General features: G+C 68.1%; 11 protein-coding genes. 3 read left to right on the top strand and 8 right to left on the bottom strand.

All coding sequences use genetic code 11. From position 1 onward, the window contains the following. Positions 1–542: 542 nt before the first annotated feature. Together ACWEKR_RS28905 and ACWEKR_RS28900 are read right to left on the bottom strand one after the other, a co-directional pair. Positions 543–1,322 (bottom strand): hypothetical protein, encoded by a 780-nt coding sequence (locus tag ACWEKR_RS28905; RefSeq protein ID WP_452357125.1) that lies wholly within the window; start codon positions 1,320–1,322, stop codon positions 543–545. Positions 1,323–1,368: 46 nt separating this feature from the next. Then, positions 1,369–1,734: a DUF6973 domain-containing protein gene (locus tag ACWEKR_RS28900; RefSeq protein WP_452357130.1), complete on the bottom strand. Its 366-nt coding sequence runs from the start codon at positions 1,732–1,734 to the stop codon at positions 1,369–1,371. 1,184 nt (positions 1,735–2,918) lie between these two features. Here ACWEKR_RS28900 and ACWEKR_RS28895 point away from each other — a divergent pair. The 3 genes from ACWEKR_RS28895 (at position 2,919) to ACWEKR_RS28885 (ending at position 7,640) form a co-directional block, all read left to right on the top strand. Further along, positions 2,919–5,507 (top strand): ABC transporter permease subunit, encoded by a 2,589-nt coding sequence (locus ACWEKR_RS28895; protein ID WP_452357124.1) that lies wholly within the window; start codon positions 2,919–2,921, stop codon positions 5,505–5,507. Beyond that, entirely contained in the window at positions 5,504–6,340 is an 837-nt protein-coding gene (locus ACWEKR_RS28890) for an ABC transporter ATP-binding protein (protein ID WP_452357123.1), read from the top strand. Before ACWEKR_RS28895 ends, ACWEKR_RS28890 begins: the two co-directional genes overlap by 4 nt. Positions 6,341–6,479: 139 nt before the next feature. Continuing rightward, complete coding sequence (locus tag ACWEKR_RS28885) at positions 6,480–7,640, top strand: ABC transporter substrate-binding protein (RefSeq protein WP_452357122.1); 1,161 nt, start codon at positions 6,480–6,482, stop codon at positions 7,638–7,640. A gap of 65 nt (positions 7,641–7,705) precedes the next feature. Here ACWEKR_RS28885 and ACWEKR_RS28880 read toward each other — a convergent pair whose 3' ends face one another. The 6 genes from ACWEKR_RS28880 to ACWEKR_RS28855 all read right to left on the bottom strand — a co-directional run bounded on the left by ACWEKR_RS28880 (position 7,706) and on the right by ACWEKR_RS28855 (position 19,159). Next, positions 7,706–11,446 (bottom strand): multifunctional oxoglutarate decarboxylase/oxoglutarate dehydrogenase thiamine pyrophosphate-binding subunit/dihydrolipoyllysine-residue succinyltransferase subunit, encoded by a 3,741-nt coding sequence (locus ACWEKR_RS28880; protein ID WP_452357121.1) that lies wholly within the window; start codon positions 11,444–11,446, stop codon positions 7,706–7,708. Between the two features lie 175 nt (positions 11,447–11,621). Beyond that, on the bottom strand, positions 11,622–15,455 hold the full coding sequence (locus tag ACWEKR_RS28875; protein WP_452357120.1) for an ABC transporter ATP-binding protein: 3,834 nt from the start codon (positions 15,453–15,455) through the stop codon (positions 11,622–11,624). Between the two features lie 50 nt (positions 15,456–15,505). Then, the gene (locus ACWEKR_RS28870) at positions 15,506–16,288 is read right to left on the bottom strand and encodes an ABC transporter permease (RefSeq protein WP_452357119.1); all 783 of its coding nucleotides are present in this window, start codon (positions 16,286–16,288) and stop codon (positions 15,506–15,508) included. Continuing rightward, entirely contained in the window at positions 16,285–17,274 is a 990-nt protein-coding gene (locus ACWEKR_RS28865) for an ABC transporter ATP-binding protein (RefSeq protein ID WP_452357118.1), read from the bottom strand. Before ACWEKR_RS28865 ends, ACWEKR_RS28870 begins: the two co-directional genes overlap by 4 nt. Next, a complete protein-coding gene (locus tag ACWEKR_RS28860; protein WP_452357117.1) occupies positions 17,271–17,996 on the bottom strand; it encodes a hypothetical protein in 726 nt (241 codons plus the stop codon). Before ACWEKR_RS28860 ends, ACWEKR_RS28865 begins: the two co-directional genes overlap by 4 nt. 137 nt (positions 17,997–18,133) lie before the next feature. Then, the gene (locus ACWEKR_RS28855) at positions 18,134–19,159 is read right to left on the bottom strand and encodes a glutathione S-transferase family protein (RefSeq protein ID WP_452357116.1); all 1,026 of its coding nucleotides are present in this window, start codon (positions 19,157–19,159) and stop codon (positions 18,134–18,136) included. Positions 19,160–19,173 lie beyond the last annotated feature (14 nt).

Raw genomic sequence — 19,173 nt, 5'->3', positions numbered from 1 at the left:
AAAGCCACACACTTCCTCGCGTTCCTCACCCTCGCCGCGGCGCTGACCTGCTTCAAGAAGCTGACGAAACGCACCACATGAGACGTGGTCTAAGTTGCTTCCTTTTCCGCTATGTTCGACCACGCGTGCCGGACAGCGCTGTCCTCGAGAGATTCGCGCCAGTACATATTGCGGCTGGCCGAGCAATGGAGTCAGCGCTCGTGCTGAGCAGGGTTGAGGTGCTGCGCTGGAGCTCGGAGTAGGGCTGAAGATTACTGAGTCTGGATGTAATTCAGCGCTGCCCGCCGGAAGACTTGCATCGAGGTCGCTGGGTTCCAAGGGGACTGGTTCGCAACACCAACGCACCATAAGTCGAAGCACTGTGGTTCACCCGAGTCGAGTTCGCCGCTTGGCCGGAGGGATGTAAACGGCAAGTTCGACGACCTCGCTGTCTGATGCCGTGGGCGGCGTGAGCGCTGGCCAGCGACCGCTTCGACCTCATTGCGCCGCGACCGAAGCCGACTGCCATCGATCAATCGTCTGCGAACGCCGCGGCCGTCGAGCTACCGCGGTGCCGTTGTTGCCGCAGGGGGAGTGGGGTCGACGAGTCGTACCTCCAGAGGGGCAACGTTTGCATCGAGACGTACGGCAGGACTGTAAACGCCGTCAGGAGGGAGATATCCACGGATGTACGCGGCTCGTTGGACCGCACCGTCTTTTGTGAACACGAGAATGCTGCCACGCTCGGTGAAGATGGGTTCCATCTCGACCGGAGCGCCGACGAACGCCTCGACTTTCGCGCGGGTGTCGGCGGTCACGACGTAGACCCGGTCCCAATCGCCGCCGGTGAGATCACGGAGCAGAGCCGAGCCGTGCGTGCGGAAGAGTTCGTCCTTCTGCGCCTCCAGATCGGTGTCCTCGACAAGGTGCGGACCTGTCGGTCGAGGCTCCACGAATTCGAGGTAGCGCGGGTAGCCAGGCGCCCGAAGCTCGACGTCTGCGGTGTAGAGCCCTGGAATCAGTGGCACATCAACCCAACTCGCATGCTCAACGCCGTTCCCTCGCACGAGAACCAGCACTGACGCGCCACTCTTGGAGAAGGTGTGCTCCATCTCCACTGGTGCACCGACTTCTCGCTCCACCTGTTCCCGGCCGAGGTACTCCTGCTGGTACACGTAGACGCGGTCCCAGCTTCCGCCGGCAAGGTCGCGCAGTGGCGCGAAGCCGCCCTTCCGCCACAGGTCGTTCAACCGTGCGGACAGCGTCTTGTCCTCACTCAGGTGTGGTTCGAACGGGCCGCCGCCCACATATGCCAGAAGTCCGACCACCGCCAACACCGGCACAGCGACGAGAAGAACGCCCCACAGCACCCTGCGAAGCCACTTTCCCTTAGTAGTAGGTTCCGTTCTTGGGTTCACCACGCGTCACCTCCGGGTCGTGACCACCTCGCGCCGGGGGCTCTTTGTCGGTAATCCCCGTGTCGCCGAATGGCACCTGGTTGCTGTACTTCAGTTGACCGTCGGGTCCGACGACAACCAATTGACCGTTTTCTACCGCCTTCTTCACAAGCTCCTTCAGTTCGGTGGGCGACGCATTCGGATGCTCGGCTTGGATTCGACGGCCCACCTCGTTGTTGTGCAGGTCCATCGCCTCCGCGCTCGCGTGTGAAGTCGGACCGTCGATGCGCTCGTGCGCAGTCGTGTACGCGTTTGCCCAGTCTTGGCCGAATTCTCTGGGAACAGCAGAGTGTTCCAGTAGGCGTGCCGGAATGCGTCGGCGTGACCGTCGCCCACACCGCCCGCACGCGGCTTGTCCTCGAAGATCGTCGTTCCCTCCTCCGACGCGGCCTGCTCGATCATGGCGAACGCCAGGACACCATGCAAGTCCAGTTCGGACAGCATCCGCGCCTCACTGGCGGTAACTCGTCTGGGCTCGAACCCGGCGGCTGCCAAAGCCTTCCCGAGCGCGCTGTCCGGATCGGTAGGGAATATGACCGTACCGTCCGGATCGGGTGTGACATTGTATTTGGCCAGCAGACGGTCATGGAGCGTCGCCGGTCCTGATCTGGACGCCGTCGTCACGGACTCCAGTCCATCCTTCGCCGAATTCGGCTGCCGGATCGCCGGTCCAGGAACCGGTGAGCAGCGAATTCGCATCGCTCGCAGCGGAACCCAATGCGGACCGGGACGCCTCCGACAAGCTCGGACCCGGTCCCGGATTCCCCCATCGCTCATACGCCGAAGGGTCCCGGGGGAGTCTCGAGGGTATCCACCGCCGACTTTCCCGTGTGGAGCCGGTCTCAGGAAACGTGAAACCTGGTCGGATCATCCTGCAGGAGAGCGCTCCGGTCCGATTTCGAGTCAGGGACGACGCAGTCGGCTGGAACGCTTCGGCGATGACGTCCACCGCGTGAACATTGCTGGACCCGAGGGGGCTGGCATGGCGCGGCGGAAGATACGGCACGCAGTTGGGTGCTCGGCAGATAGCTGAGTTCGGCGGCTGAACCCGTCGACCTCGCCTGCCGGCTTACGTTTTGGTGCCATCGAATTCGGTTGCGAGGCAGAAGCTAGGGGATTGCCTGGCGTGGCGTGGAGCAACGATCAACACTGACTGGCACGCGTTCAACCCAATGCGTGGATCTGTTCATCGAACCCCGGAGACGGCATGAACAAGTCGATCGTCCAGTTGCTCATCGATAGAGCCATTTATACCAAAGAGCGCTGACACCCCTTTTCGTGCGGGGTGGTCGCTCGATCGGCAGCCGACCCGGTCGGGTAAAACTGCGCCGACGCCTCCGCATGGTCTGGCAGTGTCGGTGACCAGCGAAAAGTGGAGTACATCGTGGCAGATCTCTTGCCGTTCGTGATCGCGGGAATCGTATCCGGCTCGGTTTATGGGCTGGCCGCGGTGGGTTTGGTGCTCACTTACAAGACGTCGGAGTGTTCAATTTCGCCCACGGCGCCATGGCTACGGTGTCGGCGTACGGGTTTTACACCTTGCATGTCATCAATGGGTTTTCGTGGCAGCTCGCCATGGCCATCTGTGTTCTCGGTCTCGGTCCGGCCATGGGTTTGGCGCTGGAATTGCTGGCCCGCGTGGTCGACCAGGCGACAGTGGAACTGCGGATCGCCGCGACCATCGGCATTCTGCTGTTGGTCCAGGCGGGCGTGACTTTGTATTACGGGCAGACGACGACGCGCATCGTTCCGGCCTTCCTGCCGCAGGGTGGATTCGCCGCCTTCGGTGTGCAGGTGCAGTGGTCGGATGTCACCACGTTCGGGGTCGCGGTACTGGCGACCGGCGCGCTCTCGGCCGCGCTGCGCTTGACCCGGCGTGGTGTCGCGATGCGCGCGGTCGTCGGTAACGCGCCGTTGCTGGATCTGGCTGGGACCAGCCCGGTGCGCACTCGGCGATGGGCCTGGTGCGTCGGCACCGGTCTGGCGTCGTTGTCCGGGGTGCTGTTCGCGCCGTTGATTCCGCTCGATCCTATGCAGCTGACGTTGCTGGTCGTCCAGGCGTTCGGAGCGGCGGCCATCGGCCGGTTCACGAGCCTGCCATGGAGCTTCGGCGGTGGACTGCTCATCGGGGTGTTCGCCGCCCTGGCTACCCGCTACTTCACCACCGGGTTGGCCGCGGGAGTTCCCGCCGCATTGCCGTTCCTGGCGTTGTTCCTCGTGCTGCTCGTCATGCCGCGTCGCTTCCTGCTGGACCGGGATCGGGTGACCCGGCGTATCCGATCCGGCTGGACTGCTCCGCCGGCGTTGCAATCCGCTGGTGGGGTCGTGGTGGTGGTCGTGCTGGCGCTGGTTCCGTCGTTCGCGGGCATTCACCTGACGGATTGGACGGTAGCGCTGGCGATGACGCTCGTCTTTCTCTCGCTCGGCCTGCTGGTTCGCACGTCCGGTCAAGTGTCGCTGTGTCATGTGGCTTTCACCGCGATCGGCGCCTGCGCGTTCTCGCACTTCGCGGTCGATTGGCGGTGGCCGTGGCCACTCGCTCTCCTCGCCTGTGGTCTGGTGGTCGTGCCGATCGGTGCGGTTCTGTCGATTCCGGCCATTCGGCTCAGCGGCCTGTATCTGGCGCTGGCGACCTTCGGATTCGGCGTCGTGCTCCAGATGATGTTCTACAGCCGGCCCTATATGTTCGGCACCAGCGGTCTCGGCCTGCCGATGCCGCGCCCCAGCGTATTCGGACTGGACTCCGACCCGTCCTTCTACCGGCTCGTGTTGGTACTGGCCACGGTCGGCACGCTGATAGTGGTGGCGTTGGACAAGAGCAGGCTCGGACGATTGCTCCGGGGTCTGGCCGAATCGCCGACCGCGCTGCGGACCAACGGTGTCTCCATCGAGGTCACCCGCGTTCTCGTCTTCTGCGTGTCGGCGTTCCTCGCGGCGTTGGGCGGCGCACTCGCAGGAATGGCCCAGACCACTGCCTCGGCGACCAACTACCCGTCGCTACTGTCGGTCACCTATTTCGCCGTCATTGTCATCATGGTGGGCCGGGAGCCGTGGTATTCGCTGCTGGCCGCAGCCGCGCTCATCCTGGTGCCGTCCTATGTCCCCGTCGCGGGTATGTCGCTGTGGCTGCAGGTCCTGTTCGGCATCCTGGTGGTGCTCCGTGCCGCCACCGCGAGCCGCCTGAAGGTTCCCGGACCGATCCGATCCCGGCTGGACAGCGCGTTTCGCCGCAAGCGGTCGCCGGCGGTTGTCGCGGTGGAGCCACCCACGAGGCACCCCTCGGCGCTGCTGGAGGTGCGGGATCTTTCAGTCCGTTTCGGCGGCGTGGTGGCCGTCGATGGCATCTCGTTCGAGGCGCGTACCGGGCGGATCACCGGACTGATCGGCCCGAACGGTGCGGGCAAGACGACGACGTTCGATGCCTGCACCGGTCTCGTCCAGGCCAACGCAGGCGAGGTGCGACTGCAGGACCGGGTGATCAGTCGCGTCTCGACGTCCCGCCGGGCGCGGCTCGGCATCGGGCGAACTTTTCAGCGGACGGAGCTGTTCGATTCCCTTACCGTGGCCGAAAACGTCGCGATGGGAGCCGAAGGCCCACTCGCCGGGGCGAATCCGCTGGCCCAACTGTTCGCGGCCCACGGACATGCCGGGAGGGTGCGCGCCGCCGCGACTTCCGCTATGGCGTTGTGCGGAATCGAATCCATCGCGGATTCTCGCGTCGGCGCACTCTCCACCGGACAGCGAAGACTGGTCGAACTCGCGCGATGTCTTGCCGGGCCGTACCGGATCCTGTTGCTCGACGAGCCGAGCGCGGGTCTCGATCGCGCGGAGACCGCGCGCTTCGGGCAGATTCTCCGGCATGTCGTCGCCGAACGCGGGGTCGGAATCGTCCTGGTAGAGCACGACATGTCCCTGGTGCTCGAGATCTGCGAGGAGATCTTCGTACTCGACTTCGGCCGCCTGATATTCCGGGGCTCGCCCGCGCGGGTCCGGGCTTCGGAGGTGGTGCAGCACGCCTATCTCGGCGTACCGATCACGGATGAGAACCGGCTGAAGGAACCCGTAGCATGACCGCCCAGAGCAAGGGGGCCGAAGCTCAGGGCCCTGGGTCGTGCGAAAAGGGACACAGCACCGGCACCGAGTTCGCACTCGAATTGCGCTCGATCGCCGCGGGCTACGGCTCGACGATGGTGCTCCACGACGTCGATCTAGCTGTTCCACCTCGCTCGGTCGTGGCATTGCTCGGACCGAACGGCGCCGGCAAGTCGACGCTGCTCAGGGTGGCCTCCGGGCTACTGCGGGCGCGATCGGGAACCGTGACGATCGGCGGAGCAGATCTGACCCACGCTCGCCCGGCACGCCGCGCCCGTGCGGGTTTGTGCCTGATCCCTGAGGGTCGAGGTGTATTCGCGGACTTGACGGTCCGGGAGAACCTTCGCCTGCTGACACCGCCGTGGCGCCGAGCCGGCACCGATGACGTGCTCGATGTCTTCCCCGCACTGCGAGCGAAGCTGGATCAACGGGCAGGTTCGCTGTCCGGCGGGCAGCAACAGATGCTGGCACTGGGGCGCGCCTGGCTGGCCGATCCGGCGGTTGTCCTGCTCGACGAGGTCTCGATGGGCCTGGCTCCGCTGGTTGTGGACGAGATCTTCGCGGCCCTTGGCGAATTGCGCACCACGGGTGCGGCGATTGTGCTGGTCGAGCAGTACGTCGATCACGCGCTCAGGATGGCCGATCACGTGGTGTTGCTCAGCCGCGGCACCGTCGCGTTCGCCGGACCCGCCGCGGGGATTGGCCGAGATGCCGTGCTGCGGACCTACCTCGGCGTCGACGGGGGACACACAGACTTGCCGGCATCGCCGGCGGGACACCCATCCGGAACCGCGGCCGGGCCATGGGCGTAGCGAATACTCGGTATCCAGGAGTGCAGTAATGAGGAAGAGAAGGTTTCTGTGGTGCGTGGCGCCGATAGTGGCGGCAGCGCTCGCGCTCACATCGTGTTCGGCCGACTCGACGATTGACGGGTCCAAAACCGTTGGCCCGGTGAAGGTGTCCGACGGCGGGCTCAAAGGCGATCCGATCGTCATCGGATCTATTTGCAGCTGCAGCGGCCCTGCCGCCGGATCGGTGGGGCGCAGCAGCGATGTGCTGCAGGCGTGGGCGTCATGGGTCAACGATCGTGGCGGAATCACTGGGCACCCGGTCAAGCTCATCACCTACGACGACCAGCAGAATCCGACGACGGCGCTGGCGGTGGCGAAAAAACTGGTCGAAGAGGACAAGGTGGTCGCCATCGTCGGCCAAACCAGCCTGGTCAGTTCGAGTTGGCAGAGCTACGTCGGCAGCAAGGGCATTCCGGTGATCGGCGGACAGCCGGTCGATGCCCCGTTCATCACCGATCCGAACTTCTTCACCTCCGGAACTACGCTGCCGGTGCTGATGCTGGGCGAAGTCGCCCAGGCCAAGAAGGCGGGCGCGAAGAAACTCGGCGTCTACTATTGCGCCGAGATCCCGGTCTGCGAGCAGCTACCGCAGATGGTGAAGCCGATGGCCGAACAGGCCGGTCTGGGATTCGCTTCGGAGAAAGTCGCGATTGCGGCGCCGAACTACATCGCGCCCTGCCTGGCATTCAAGGAGAAGGGTGTCGACGCCGTATTCCCCGGCGTTTCGGTCGAGGCGATTTCGCGTATCGCGGCATCCTGTGCTCAGCAAGGTTACAAACCGATTCAGGCTCCTACCGGCGTGAGCCTGCAGAAGGCGTGGGCCACGGACCCGAACTTCGAGGGCAGCATCTTCGCAGGCTCCAACGCGCTGTACACCGACGAATCCATTCCGGCCATCAAGGATTTCAATGACGCTCTCGCCGAGTACATTCCCGGTCTTCGGGATAGCACGGACTTCAGCTCACCGCTGCTGTGGCCTTGGGCAGGCGGGCAGCTCTTCCTGGCAGCGGCCAAAGCTGCCGGCCTCTCGCCGTCTTCGACGAGCGCGGATGTGGTCAAAGGGCTGCGCGCACTGCGCGACGAGACCCTCGGCGGCCTCGCTCCGCCGCTGACCTTCCCGGAAGGCAAACCGGCCTTTCCGATGTGCTACTTCACCGGAAACACCAAAGGCGGTGCATTCCACTCCGACAACGGTGGTAAACCGACGTGCATCGACGAGGCTACTGCTGCTGCTCTGATGAAAGCGCTCGCGCCGTCCTGAAACGCGAACCGGGCCGAATCGCTCCGTGTACGAAGGCGATTCGGCCCGGTTTCGGGGTCAGGTGACTACGCGGTCGGTTCGAACGACTCCGCGATGATCTCCGCCTGTTCCACCGCGTGGACCTTGCTGGAACCCGAGGACGGGGCCGACATGGCTCGGCGGGAGATGCGGCGCAGCTTGGTGTTGGCGAAGCGGGCGGGGAGGGTTTCGGGGAGGTTGAGGCCGAAGAAGGGCCAGGCGCCCTGGTTGGCCGGTTCCTCCTGTACCCACGCCAGGTCGGTGGCGTTGGGGTAGCCCTCCAGGGCCTCGTTGAGGCGGCGGGTGGGCAGCGGGTAGAGCTGCTCGATCCGCACGATGGCGATATCTTCGCGCTTCTGTTTGGCCTTTTCGGCGGCCAGCTCGTAGTAGAGCTTGCCGCTGGTCAGCAGGATGCGCTTGACCTTGCCGCGGTCGCCGACGCCCTGCTCGTAGGCCGGTTCGTCGAAGACGGAGCGGAACTTGCTCTCGGTGAAGTCCTTCAGATCCGAGACCACGGCCTTGTTGCGCAGCATCGACTTCGGGGTGAAGACGATCAACGGACGGCGGATGCCGTCGAGCGCGTGGCGGCGCAGCAGGTGGAAGTAGTTGGCCGGGGTGGACGGCACCGCGACGGTCATCGAGCCCTCCGCGCACAGCTGGAGGAAGCGCTCGATGCGGCCTGAGGTGTGGTCCGGGCCCTGGCCCTCGTGGCCGTGCGGCAGCAGCAGCACGACGTCGGAGAGCTGGCCCCACTTGGCCTCACCGGAGGAGATGAACTCGTCGATGATCGACTGCGCGCCGTTGACGAAGTCGCCGAACTGCGCCTCCCACAACACCAGAGCGTTGGGGTTGCCCAGGGAGTAGCCGTATTCGAAGCCGACGGCGGCGAATTCGCTCAGCGCCGAGTCGTGCACGGCGAACCAGCCGGGGTTCTCGCTGCCGATGTTGTGCAGCGGGGTGTACTCCTCGGCGGTCTTGCGGTCGATGATCACCGCATGCCGCTGGGTGAAGGTGCCGCGGCGGGAGTCCTGACCGGTCAGGCGCACCGCGCGGCCCTCGTCGATCAGCGTGCCGAACGCGAGCAACTCGGCGAAGGCCCAGTCGACCTTGCCCTCGTAGGCCATCTCACGGCGCTTCTCCAGCACCGGCTTGACGCGCGGGTGCACGTTGAAGCCGTCGGGCACGTTGAGGAACGCGTCGCCGATGCGCTGCAGGATGGACTTGTCCACAGCCGTCACGACGGACGCGGGCACCGGCTGGTCGCCTTCGACCGACTCACTCGGCCCCGGCGAGTATTTCTCCAGCTCGCGGACCTCGTTGAACACCCGCTCCAGCTGGCCCTGGTAGTCGCGCAGCGCGTCCTCGGCCTCTTTCAGCGAGATGTCGCCACGGCCGATCAGGCTCTCGGTGTACGCCTTGCGGACCGAGCGCTTGGTGTCGATGACGTCGTACATGTACGGCTGGGTCATCGACGGGTCGTCGCCCTCGTTGTGGCCGCGGCGGCGGTAGCAGATCATGTCGATGACGACGTCCTTGCGGAACTTCTGCCGGAAGTCGACCGCCAGACGCGCCACCCAGTCGCACGCCTCCGGGTCGTCGCCGTTGACATGGAATATCGGCGCGCCGATGAACTTCGCGATGTCGGTGGAGTACTCGGTGGAGCGGCTGTTCTCCGGAGCGGTGGTGAAGCCGATCTGGTTGTTCACCACGATGTGGATCGTGCCGCCGACCCGGTAGCCGCGCAGGCCGCCCAGGTTCAGGGTCTCGGCGACCACGCCCTGACCGGCGAACGCGGCGTCGCCGTGCAGCATGAGCGGCACGACGGAGAAGCCCTCCGGGCCGTCGCCCTTGTCCAGCAGGTCCTGCTTGGCGCGCGCCAGTCCCTCGAGGACCGGGTCCACCGCCTCCAGGTGCGAGGGGTTGGCGGTGAGCGAGACCTCGATCTCGTTGTCGCCGAACATCTGCAGGTAGGTACCCTGCGCGCCGAGGTGGTACTTCACGTCGCCGGAGCCGTGCGTGGCGGCCGGGTTCATGTTGCCCTCGAACTCGGTGAAGATCTTCGAGTAGGGCTTGCCCACGATGTTGGCCAGTACGTTGAGCCGGCCGCGGTGCGGCATGCCGATGATGACCTCGTCGAGGCTGTGCTCGGCGCACTGGTCGATGACGGCGTCCATCATCGGGATGACGGCCTCGGCGCCCTCCAGCGAGAATCGCTTCTGCCCGACGTACTTGGTCTGCAGGAAGGTCTCGAACGCCTCGGCCGCGTTGAGCCGGTTCAGGATGTACTTCTGCTGCGCGACCGTCGGCTTCGCGTGCTTCTGCTCGACGCGATCCTGGATCCAGCGCAGCTGCTCCACGTCCAGGATGTGGGTGTACTCCACGCCGACGTGGCGGCAGTAGGCGTCGCGCAGGACCGACAGCACGTCGCGCAGCTTCATCCGCTCCTGGCCGTGGAACCCCGCGACGTTGAACGTGCGGTCCAGGTCCCACAGCGTCAGTCCGTGCTGGGTGACGTCCAGGTCCGGGTGGCTGCGGAACTTGTCCTTGACCAGGCGCAGCGGATCGGTGTCCGCCATCAGGTGGCCGCGGTTGCGGTAGGCCGCGATCATCTCCAGCACGCGCGCGCTCTTGTCGACGCCGCGCTCGCGGACGTCCTTGCGCCAGCGGACCGGCTCGTACGGCACGCCGAGACCGTGGAAGATCTCGTCGTAGAACTCGTCGGCGATCAGCAGTTGGTGGATGGTGCGCAGGAAGTCGCCCGACTCCGCGCCCTGGATGATGCGGTGGTCATAGGTGGAGGTGAGCGTCATCAGCTTGCCGATGCCCAGATCGGCGATGCGCTCGTCGCTCATGCCCTGGAACTCGGCGGGGTACTCCATCGCGCCTGCGCCGATGATCGCGCCCTGACCGTTCATCAGGCGCGGCACCGAGTGCACGGTGCCGATGGTGCCCGGGTTGGTCAGCGAGATGGTGACGCCGGAGAAGTCCTCGGCGGTGAGCTTGCCGTCGCGGGCGCGGCGGACGATGTCCTCGTAAGCGGTGTGGAACTGCCCGAAGGTCATCGCCTCGCAGCCCTTGATAGCCGCGACGACCAGCGACCGGCTGCCGTCCTTGCCGGGCAGGTCGATGGCCAGGCCGAGGTTGGTGTGCGCGGGGGTGACCGCGTTCGGCTTGCCGTCGATCTCGGCGTAGTGCCGGTTCATGTTCGGGAACGCCTTGACCGCCTGCACGATGGCGTAGCCGAGCAGGTGGGTGAAGGAGATCTTGCCGCCCCGGGTGCGGGCGAGGTGGTTGTTGATGACCAAGCGGTTGTCGATCATCAGCTTGGCCGGGATGGCGCGCACGCTGGTCGCGGTGGGGATGGTCAGCGAGGCGGACATGTTCTTCGCCACCGCGGCGGCGGCGCCGCGCAGCACCTTGGACTCGTCGGCGGCGGTGTCGGCCTGCTTCGGGCCGGAGGTCGGCGCGGCGTTCGACGTAGGCGCCGGGGTGGTCTGGGGAGCGCGGGTGGTCACCGCGGCCGACTTGGCGGCGGCCGGGGCGGGCTTGGCGGCGGCCTGCGCGGGCTTGGCGGCCGGGGCGGGCGCTTTCGGGGCCGCGGGAGTGGCGTCGTTGCGCTTGGCGTCGGCGGGCTTGGCAGCCGCTGGAGCCGGTGCGGTAGCGGCGGCCTGCGCGGGCGCGGGCTGGCTGTTGCCGGTGTCGCCGCTCGTGTCAGGCGTGTAGTCGGCCAGGAACTCGTGCCAGCTCTCGTCGACCGAGGATGGATCCTGTTTGAATTTCTGATACATCTCGTCGACTAACCACTGGTTCTGTCCGAACTGGGAAGTTGAGCTGCTCACAGCAGGTGTTCGCCTCATTTCGTTCTTCGCGCTGCGACGTTTGTGACGTGCCCGGCACGGGGATCAGCGGATTGCGCGCCGATGCGCCCTATCTGAGGATAGGCCCAGCAGCAAATCGGCGGATTCACTGACCACCCGACACCCCCGACCCTATTGGTGACGACCCGTCGTCACCCGAGAATATTCCCTCCGACGCCGCTGCCACTGCCCATAGCCGGGCATACGGTCCGCCCGCCGCGAGCAGCTCGGCGTGCGGGCCGAATTCCACGATCCGCCCGTGGTCGACCACGGCGATCCGGTCGGCGCGAGCGGCCGTGCCGAGCCGGTGCGCGACGATCACCGTGGTGCGGTCCCGGCTCAGCGATCGGCTCGCTGCCAGCACCGACGCCTCCGTGTCCGGGTCGAGGGTCGCGGTGGCCTCGTCGAGCAGCAGCAAGTCCGGAGCGACCAGTTCGGCGCGGGCGAGCGCGATCAGTTGCCGCTGCCCGGCCGACAGGCCGCGGCCGCGCTCGCCGACCGGATGGTTCATCCCGAGCGGGAGCGCGGCGATCATCTCCGTCGCACCCACCGCCGCGGCCGCCGCGGCGATCTCCTCCGGAGTCGCGAATGGTTTCCCGAATGCAATGTTGCTCGCCACGTCCCCGGTGAACAGGTGAGCTTCCTGGGGCACGATGCCCAGCCGGGCACGGTAGTCGGCGAGCCGGTAGTCGCGCACGTCGGCGCCGTCCACCCGGATCGCGCCGGGGACCTGCGCGACCACCGAGGCTCCGTTCTTCGCCGCGGCGGCGGGCGCTCGCTGCGTGCGACCGCCCGGATCCGGCGGCAAGTCGTACAGCCGGGCCAGCAGCTTGACCACGGTGGACTTGCCCGCGCCGGTCGGCCCGACCAGGGCGAGGGTGGAGCCCGCCGGGATGTGCAGCGAGACGCCGTCCAGCGCCGGAACGGGACTGCCCGCGTAGTGGAAGCGAACCTCGTCGAACGCCACCTCGCCGCGCAGCCCCGGTCCGATGGGCACCGGGTCGGCCGGATCGGCGGCGATCGAGGAGGGCGTGCGCAGCAGGTCACCGATCCGGCGCAGGCCGACCCTGGCCTGCTGGTAGCTGTCGAAGACCTGGGACAGCTGCAGGATCGGTACGAACAGCAGCTCCAGATACAGCACGAACGCGATCAAGGTTCCCGCGCTGGTCGCGCCGGAGGCGACGCCGCGCGCACCGAAGAACACCACCACCGCCAACGCCACGTCGGCCCATCCCACGACGAACGCGAAGTACAGGGCGATCGCCCGCTGGGCGCGCAACCGGCTGTTGCGGTAGCGCTGCGAGTATTCGGCGAAGCGACGGGCGGCGCGCGGCTCGTGCCGGTTGGCCTGCACCGCCCGCAAGCCGGTGACGTTCTCCTGGAAGTCGGCGTTGACCACGGACACGTGCTCGCGCGACACGGTGTAGGCGGTGGAGGAGACCCGCCGGAACAGCACCGTCGCGATCAGCAGGGCGGGGACCGTCGCCAGCACGACGAGCGCCAGGGAAATGTCGATGACCAGCAACGCGACCGTGATGCCGACCAGCGTCAGCAGACCGACGAGGGTGGTGGCGACCCCGGTCTGCAGGAAGGTCGACAGCGCGTCGACGTCGGTGGTCATCCGCGTCATGATCCGCCCGGACAGTTCGCGTTCGTAGTAGTCCAGGCCGAGCCGTTGCAAGTGCGCGAAGCTGCGGACGCGCAGGGCGAACAGCACCCGTTCCCCGGTGCGCGCGGTGAGCAGCGTGGTGGCCGCGCCGACCGCCCAGCCCGCCGCGGCCAGGACCGCGCCGAGCAGCGTCGCGCGCACCAGCGCTGCCGCATCTCCGCCGAGCACGCCGCCGTCGATGGCGTAGCGCACCAGCGGCGGGAAGGCGATCGCGATGGCCGCGTCCGCGGCGAGCAGCGCCATCACGGTCAGCACCAGCCGGCGGACGGGGCGCAGCAGGCGGGCGAGCCGGAAACGCGGATCCGGCTCGCGCAGCCGCTGCGCGTCCAGGCCCGGCTGCTCGGTGGCGGGTGGCAGGAGTTCGATAGTGCGGCGCAGCTCGGGTGTCTCGCTGATATCGGCCGCCGCGCTGCCGAAGCGGCGACCGGCGGACCTGCCGAGCGCTCGCCCGTCGGCGGCGGGGGTCGCGTCCACGTGCGGCTCGGGCGGCGCGACGTGCCCGGCCGGTGCGGGCAGCCGGATGACACGGTCGGCGTGGGCCAGCGTGGATTCCCGATGCGCGAGGATCAGCGTCGTCCGGCCGCCACGGTCGGGCAGCGCATCGAAGATGGCGGCCTCGGTCACCGCGTCCACAGCGGAGGTGGCGTCGTCGAGCACCAGGATCCGCGGGCGGGCCAACAGCGTCCTGGCCAGCGCGATCCGCTGGCGCTGGCCGCCGGAGAGGGTGAGGCCGCGCTCGCCGACCACCGTGTCGTAGCCGTCGGGCAGTTCGGTGATGAACTCGTCGGCCGCGGCCTGGACGGCGGCCTGCCTGATCTCCTCGTCGGTGGCCTCCGGCCGCCCCAGCGCGATATTGGCCGCGATGGTGTCGGAGAACAGGAACGGATCGTCGAAGACGACGCCGATCGCGGCCCGCAGGTCGGCGGCGCGCACGTCGGCGATGTCGACGCCGGTGGTTTCGGCGGACCTGGTCGGGGCGGGGGAACTTCCGCGCGCGAACGCGTCGCTCGCGCCCGCGTGCGCTGGGGCGTCGGTGCACAGCCGGATGCTGCCCGCGTCCGGCGCGTAGAACCGGGGGAGCAGCAGGGCGAGTGTGGACTTGCCCGAACCCGCCGGGCCGATGACCGCCACCGTCTCGCCGGGCCGCACGCGCAGGTCCAGTTCGCGTAGCACCGGACGGTCGGGATCGAAACCGAACGTCAGGGCATCGATCTCGATGCCGAGCGGTCCGTCCGGCAGCTCCACGGGCCGCACGGGGTCGGCGATGACCGGCGCGGTGTCGATCACTTGGAAGACCCGCTCGGCCGCCGCCCTGGTCAGCTGGGCCATGACGATCACCGAGGAGAGGATCCGCGCGGTGCCGGTCATCACGGCGACATAGGCGGCGAACGCCACGAAGGTGCCGATGCCGATGCTGCCGTGCAGCGCGAGCAGGCCGCCGAGCGCGATCACCGCGACCATCCCCACCTGCGGAATCGACGCGACCGTCGGCGCGAACCCGGCGTCGATCCGCGCGGCGCGCATCCGCTCCGCGAACAGCTTGCGACCGTGCCGCTCCAGCAGATCCACCATCCGCGCTTCTTGACCGAAGCCCTTGACCACCCGCACGCCGGTGACCGTCTCCTCGACGTGCTGAGCGAGATCGGCGGCGCGCTGCTGCGCCGACCAGGTCGCCGCGTGCAGGCGCGGCCGCATCCGGTAGACCACCAGGCCGATCGCGGGCACCACCAGCAGCGCTACTGCGGCCAGCGGCGGGGACAGCCAGATCATGACCGCGGCGGCGAGCCCGAATTCCAGCAGCGCCATGCCGGACAGGGGGACCATCGCGAGCAGACCTTGGACCAACTGGAGATCGGTGATCGATCGGGACACCACCTGCCCGGTGCGCAGGGTGTCCTGTCCGACGCCGTCGAGCCGCTGCAATGCGCCGAGCAGGTGCACCCGCAGCGCGTGCTGCACGTCCAGCGACAGCCGCCCGGCCAGCAAACGCCGCCCGAATCCGGCCGCGGACCGGCTGACGGCCAAGACGACGATCAGCCAGGCGACGGCGGTGATCGCCGCCGTGTCACCGATCCCCGCCGCGTCGACGGCCCGTTTGGTCAGCAGCGGTCCCGCGGTTTCGACGATCGCCCCGCCGAGTACCGCCGCCGCGAGCCCGGCCAGCACCGCGCGGTGCGGTAGGCATTCGGCCCACAGCCTGCGTATCCAGCCCGGTCTACTTCCCCCGTCCACGTCGTGCGCTCGCCCCCTTTGTCGTACCGCGTTCGTCATCGACGGTACCGACACCGACCGACAAGCCGTTGTTCCCTATCGGCTCTTCATCACAGGTCGCGGGTGCGCAGGTGCCACCAGCTCGCGGCGCCCAGACCGATGGTCCACAGCAGCAGGACCACGACAGCGGCCGGGGCCGGAGCGAGCACATCGCTGTCGGGATAGGAGCCGACCGCCACCGTGCCGACGGTGGCGGAGAGGGGCAGCACGGTGACCACGCCCGGGATGCCGAGACCCCGCGCGACCAGCCAGATCAGCGGTTCGGCCAGCACGATCCAGCCGAGCAGCAACGCCACCGCCCTGGTCGAGGACCGCAGCAGGATGCCCGCGCTCGCGCCGATCAGCGACCAGCAGACCGCGGCGAGCAGACCGCCGCCGAGCACCGCGAAGAACTCCCCGGTGACGGCGAAATCGCCATGCCCGGCAGCGAACAGCGCGGCTACCGAAACCAGTTCCACGGCGACCGCCGCCGCCAGCGCGCAGCACCCGATGACCAGGAATTTCGCGGCCGCGAGCCGGTCGCGGTCGCCGCTGAACAGTGTGGTCACGGCGATGCTGTGATACCGGTACTCCGCCCCGGTCGCCACCGCGCCGAAGACGGCGGCCGCCAGCACGACCAGCGCCAGGCCGACGTAGAGCCCGATAGTCGCAGCGCCCGTGGCCGGCTGGCCGCGCGGATCCGGCGGCCCGGCCAGACTCGCCGACCCGAGGCTCGCGAACAGCGCCACGGCGAGCAGCGCGGCGGCGAGCGTCCGGCCGCGCGGCATCGCGACGACTTTGCGCACCTCGGAGTTGACGTTCGGCACCAGGTCCGCGGGCAGGATGGCGATCATCGTGGGATTCCGTAGGGCATCGGCGAGGGTGGCTGGGCGCCGGGCGCGGCGAGGCCCGGATAGTGCGGCGCGGGCGCGGCGGTGGGTTTGGTCAGCGACGCCAGCACGCGGTCGGGATGGATCGGGTCGGGCACGATGCTATCGATCCGCACCTGCGCCGCGGTGGCCGCCGTCCTGATCTGCGCTTCGGTCGCCTCGGCGACGGCGAGGCGACCGTCCGGACGGATCACCGCGTCGGTGAATCCTCGGGCCGCGAGCATGGTGGCCAACGCGATCGGGGTGGACGCGGCGACGACCAGCCGGTCCGGATGCCCGCGCCGCAACCGCGCCGGCGTGCCTTGGTACACCACCGCGCCTTCGTTCAGCACGACCAGCTGGTCCGCGGCGGGCAGTACCGCGCCGAGACTCTCGCTGGTCAGCAGGACGCTGCCGCCGCGACGGGTATGCCCGCGCAGGAAGTCCTGCAGCCAGCCGCGGTCGGCGGCGTCCAGCCCCTCCATCGGCTCGTCGAGCACCAGCAGCGGGGGATCGCCGAGTAACGCGGTGGCCAGGGCCAGCCTGGTCTGCTGCCCGATCGAGAGAACGCCGATCTTCGCCGAGGCGTGTTCGCCCAGGCCCACCAGTTCGAGCACCTCGGTCACCCGGCTGTCGGCGACGGGCGCCGCGGCGGCGTAGATCCAGAGATGATCCCGTGCGGTGTGAGCCGGATGCAGGCCGCGTGGCGCGAGAACGCCGCCGATCACAGCCGCGGAGCCCGCGCCGTCCCGCCGGGAACCGGGCCCGCCGACGGACGCGGTTCCGGCGGTGGGGGCGACCAGTCCGAGCAGCACTCGCAGGATCGTGGTCTTGCCCGCGCCGCGCGGACCCACCAGCGCGGCGATGGCGCCCGAGGGGATGGTGAAACTGACGTCCGTCAGCGCGGTCGCCAGCTCGTACCGCTTGGTCAGGCCACGGACCGCGAAGGCGATCGGCCGCGTCCCGCTCATCGTGGCGTGCCCGGCGGGTGCGGCTTCGCCGGGTCGATCGCGGTGAGCGGATCGGCGTCGATGACCAGGTGCCCGGGCCAGGTGGCGGGCGGGGGCCCGAATGCCTTGCGCGCGTTGGTGATCGTGGCCTTGCCCAGCGCCCGGTTGCCCGCGCCGCCGATCACGGCGCCGATGCCCGCGGGCAGCACCTTGCCCGCCATCAGCGCGGCGCGCTTGGTGATGAACCGGACGATGAACCGCTTCAGCAGCGAGTCGTTCATGCTGGACAGTCCGGGGATGCGGTTGGCGAAGGCCGTGCCCCAGTTCTTCGCGGAGCTGCCGACGCTCTTCTGCACGATCTGCATGCCGCTCTCGCCCAGCACGACCGCCAGCACCAGCGCCCTGCGCTGCTCCTGGTCCTCCGGGGTGATGCCGTGCACCGAGGCCACCGCCAGGGTGAACACCGCGGAGGCCTCCATGAAGAAGGTGGTCTCCGCGCTCACCGCCGCGATGGCCGCCACGGTGCCGACGCCGGGCAAGGCGGCGGTCGCGCCCACCGCGCTACCGCTGCCGGTCACCGCGAGCAGGTACTGCTTCTCCAGCCGGTCGATGATCTGCGCTGGGCTTTCCTCCGGATGGGAGCGGCGGATTCGGTCCACGTATTTGGCGACCGCGGGGGCCTGCAGGCGGGACCCGGTGTCGAGCAGTTCGACCACCGTCTTCTCGAACGCGCCTTTGAGCATCGGCGGCATCCTCCTCTTCCGGTCTGCTGGGTAGAACTGTATGGCACCGGTTGCCGTCAGCTCGTCATGACAACGAAGTACCCAGCCGCATCGGTTCCACCGGCGGCTGCCCGGCTTTCGACTCGGACGGGCGCGCCCTACTCGGGGGTGTGGATGGCGGGCACGCGTTCGCCCAGCGGCGGCGGGGGCGGCGGGGTTCCGTCGCCGAACGGCATGCCGCCCAGCGCCTCCCGGCCGTGCGGGGTCAGCCAATTCGACAGATCGGGGCCCTTGGGAACTATCCCGGTGGGATTGATGTCCCGGTGCACGACGTAGTAGTGCGTCTTGATCTGCCCGAAGTCGATGGTGTCGCCGAACCCGGGGGTCTGGTACAGATCGCGCGCGTACGCCCACAGCACCGGCATCTCGCTGAGCTTGGACCGGTTGCACTTGAAGTGGCCGTGGTACACCGCGTCGAACCGGACCAGCGTGGTGAACAGCCGCACGTCGGCCTCGGTGATGGTGTCGCCGACCAGATACCGTTGCGCGGCAAGGCGTTCGGACAGCCAGTCCAAGCGGCGGAAGAGCCGGTCGTAGGCGGCGTCGTAGGCGTCCTGCGCCCCGGCGAACCCGCAGCGGTACACGCCGTTGTTGACGTCGCGGAACACCGCGAGGTTCACCTCGTCGATCTCCGCGCGCAGCGGCTCGGGGTACAGCTGTGGCGCGCCGGGCCGGTGATGCGCGGTCCATTCGGTGGAGAAGTCGAGGGTGATCTGCGCGTAGTCGTTGGTGACGACCTGCCCGGTGGGCACGTCCACGACGGCGGGCACGGTGATGCCCCGCGGGTAGTCCGGGAATCGGGCCAGGTAGGCGTCGCGCAGCCGGGGGATGCCGAGCACCGGGTCGACGCCGCCGGGGTCCAGATCGAAGGTCCAGCTGAGCTTGTCGTGCGTGGGTCCGCACAGGCCGAGTGAGAGCACCGGTTCGAGCCCGAGCAGACGACGCACGATCAGCGTCCGGTTGGCCCACGGGCAGGCGCGGGCCGCGACCAGGCGATAGCGCCCCGGTTCGACCGGGTAGCCGTCGCGGCCGTCGGCCGTGATCCGGGTGGTGATGTAGTTCGTGTCCCTCTTGAACTCGCCGGGCTCGACGTAGGAACCGCTTGCACTGGCCGACTTGGTCACAGCGACAGTCTTCC

Source organism: Nocardia sp. NPDC004573 (genome assembly GCF_053602135.1).
The sequence above is the reverse complement of the archived record's forward strand: the minus strand, read 5'-3'. Positions and strand labels throughout refer to the sequence as shown.

What these genes read in the sequence shown, in the direction of transcription:
- ACWEKR_RS28880 (WP_452357121.1), bottom strand. Translation starts at nt 11,446, where the DNA reads ATGTATCAGAAATTCAAACAGGATCCATCCTCGGTCGACGAGAGCTGG.
- ACWEKR_RS28870 (WP_452357119.1), bottom strand. Translation starts at nt 16,288, where the DNA reads ATGATCGCCATCCTGCCCGCGGACCTGGTGCCGAACGTCAACTCCGAG.
- ACWEKR_RS28865 (WP_452357118.1), bottom strand. Translation starts at nt 17,274, where the DNA reads ATGAGCGGGACGCGGCCGATCGCCTTCGCGGTCCGTGGCCTGACCAAG.
- ACWEKR_RS28875 (WP_452357120.1), bottom strand. Translation starts at nt 15,455, where the DNA reads ATGACGAACGCGGTACGACAAAGGGGGCGAGCGCACGACGTGGACGGG.
- ACWEKR_RS28860 (WP_452357117.1), bottom strand. Translation starts at nt 17,996, where the DNA reads ATGCTCAAAGGCGCGTTCGAGAAGACGGTGGTCGAACTGCTCGACACC.
- ACWEKR_RS28890 (WP_452357123.1), top strand. Translation starts at nt 5,504, where the DNA reads ATGACCGCCCAGAGCAAGGGGGCCGAAGCTCAGGGCCCTGGGTCGTGC.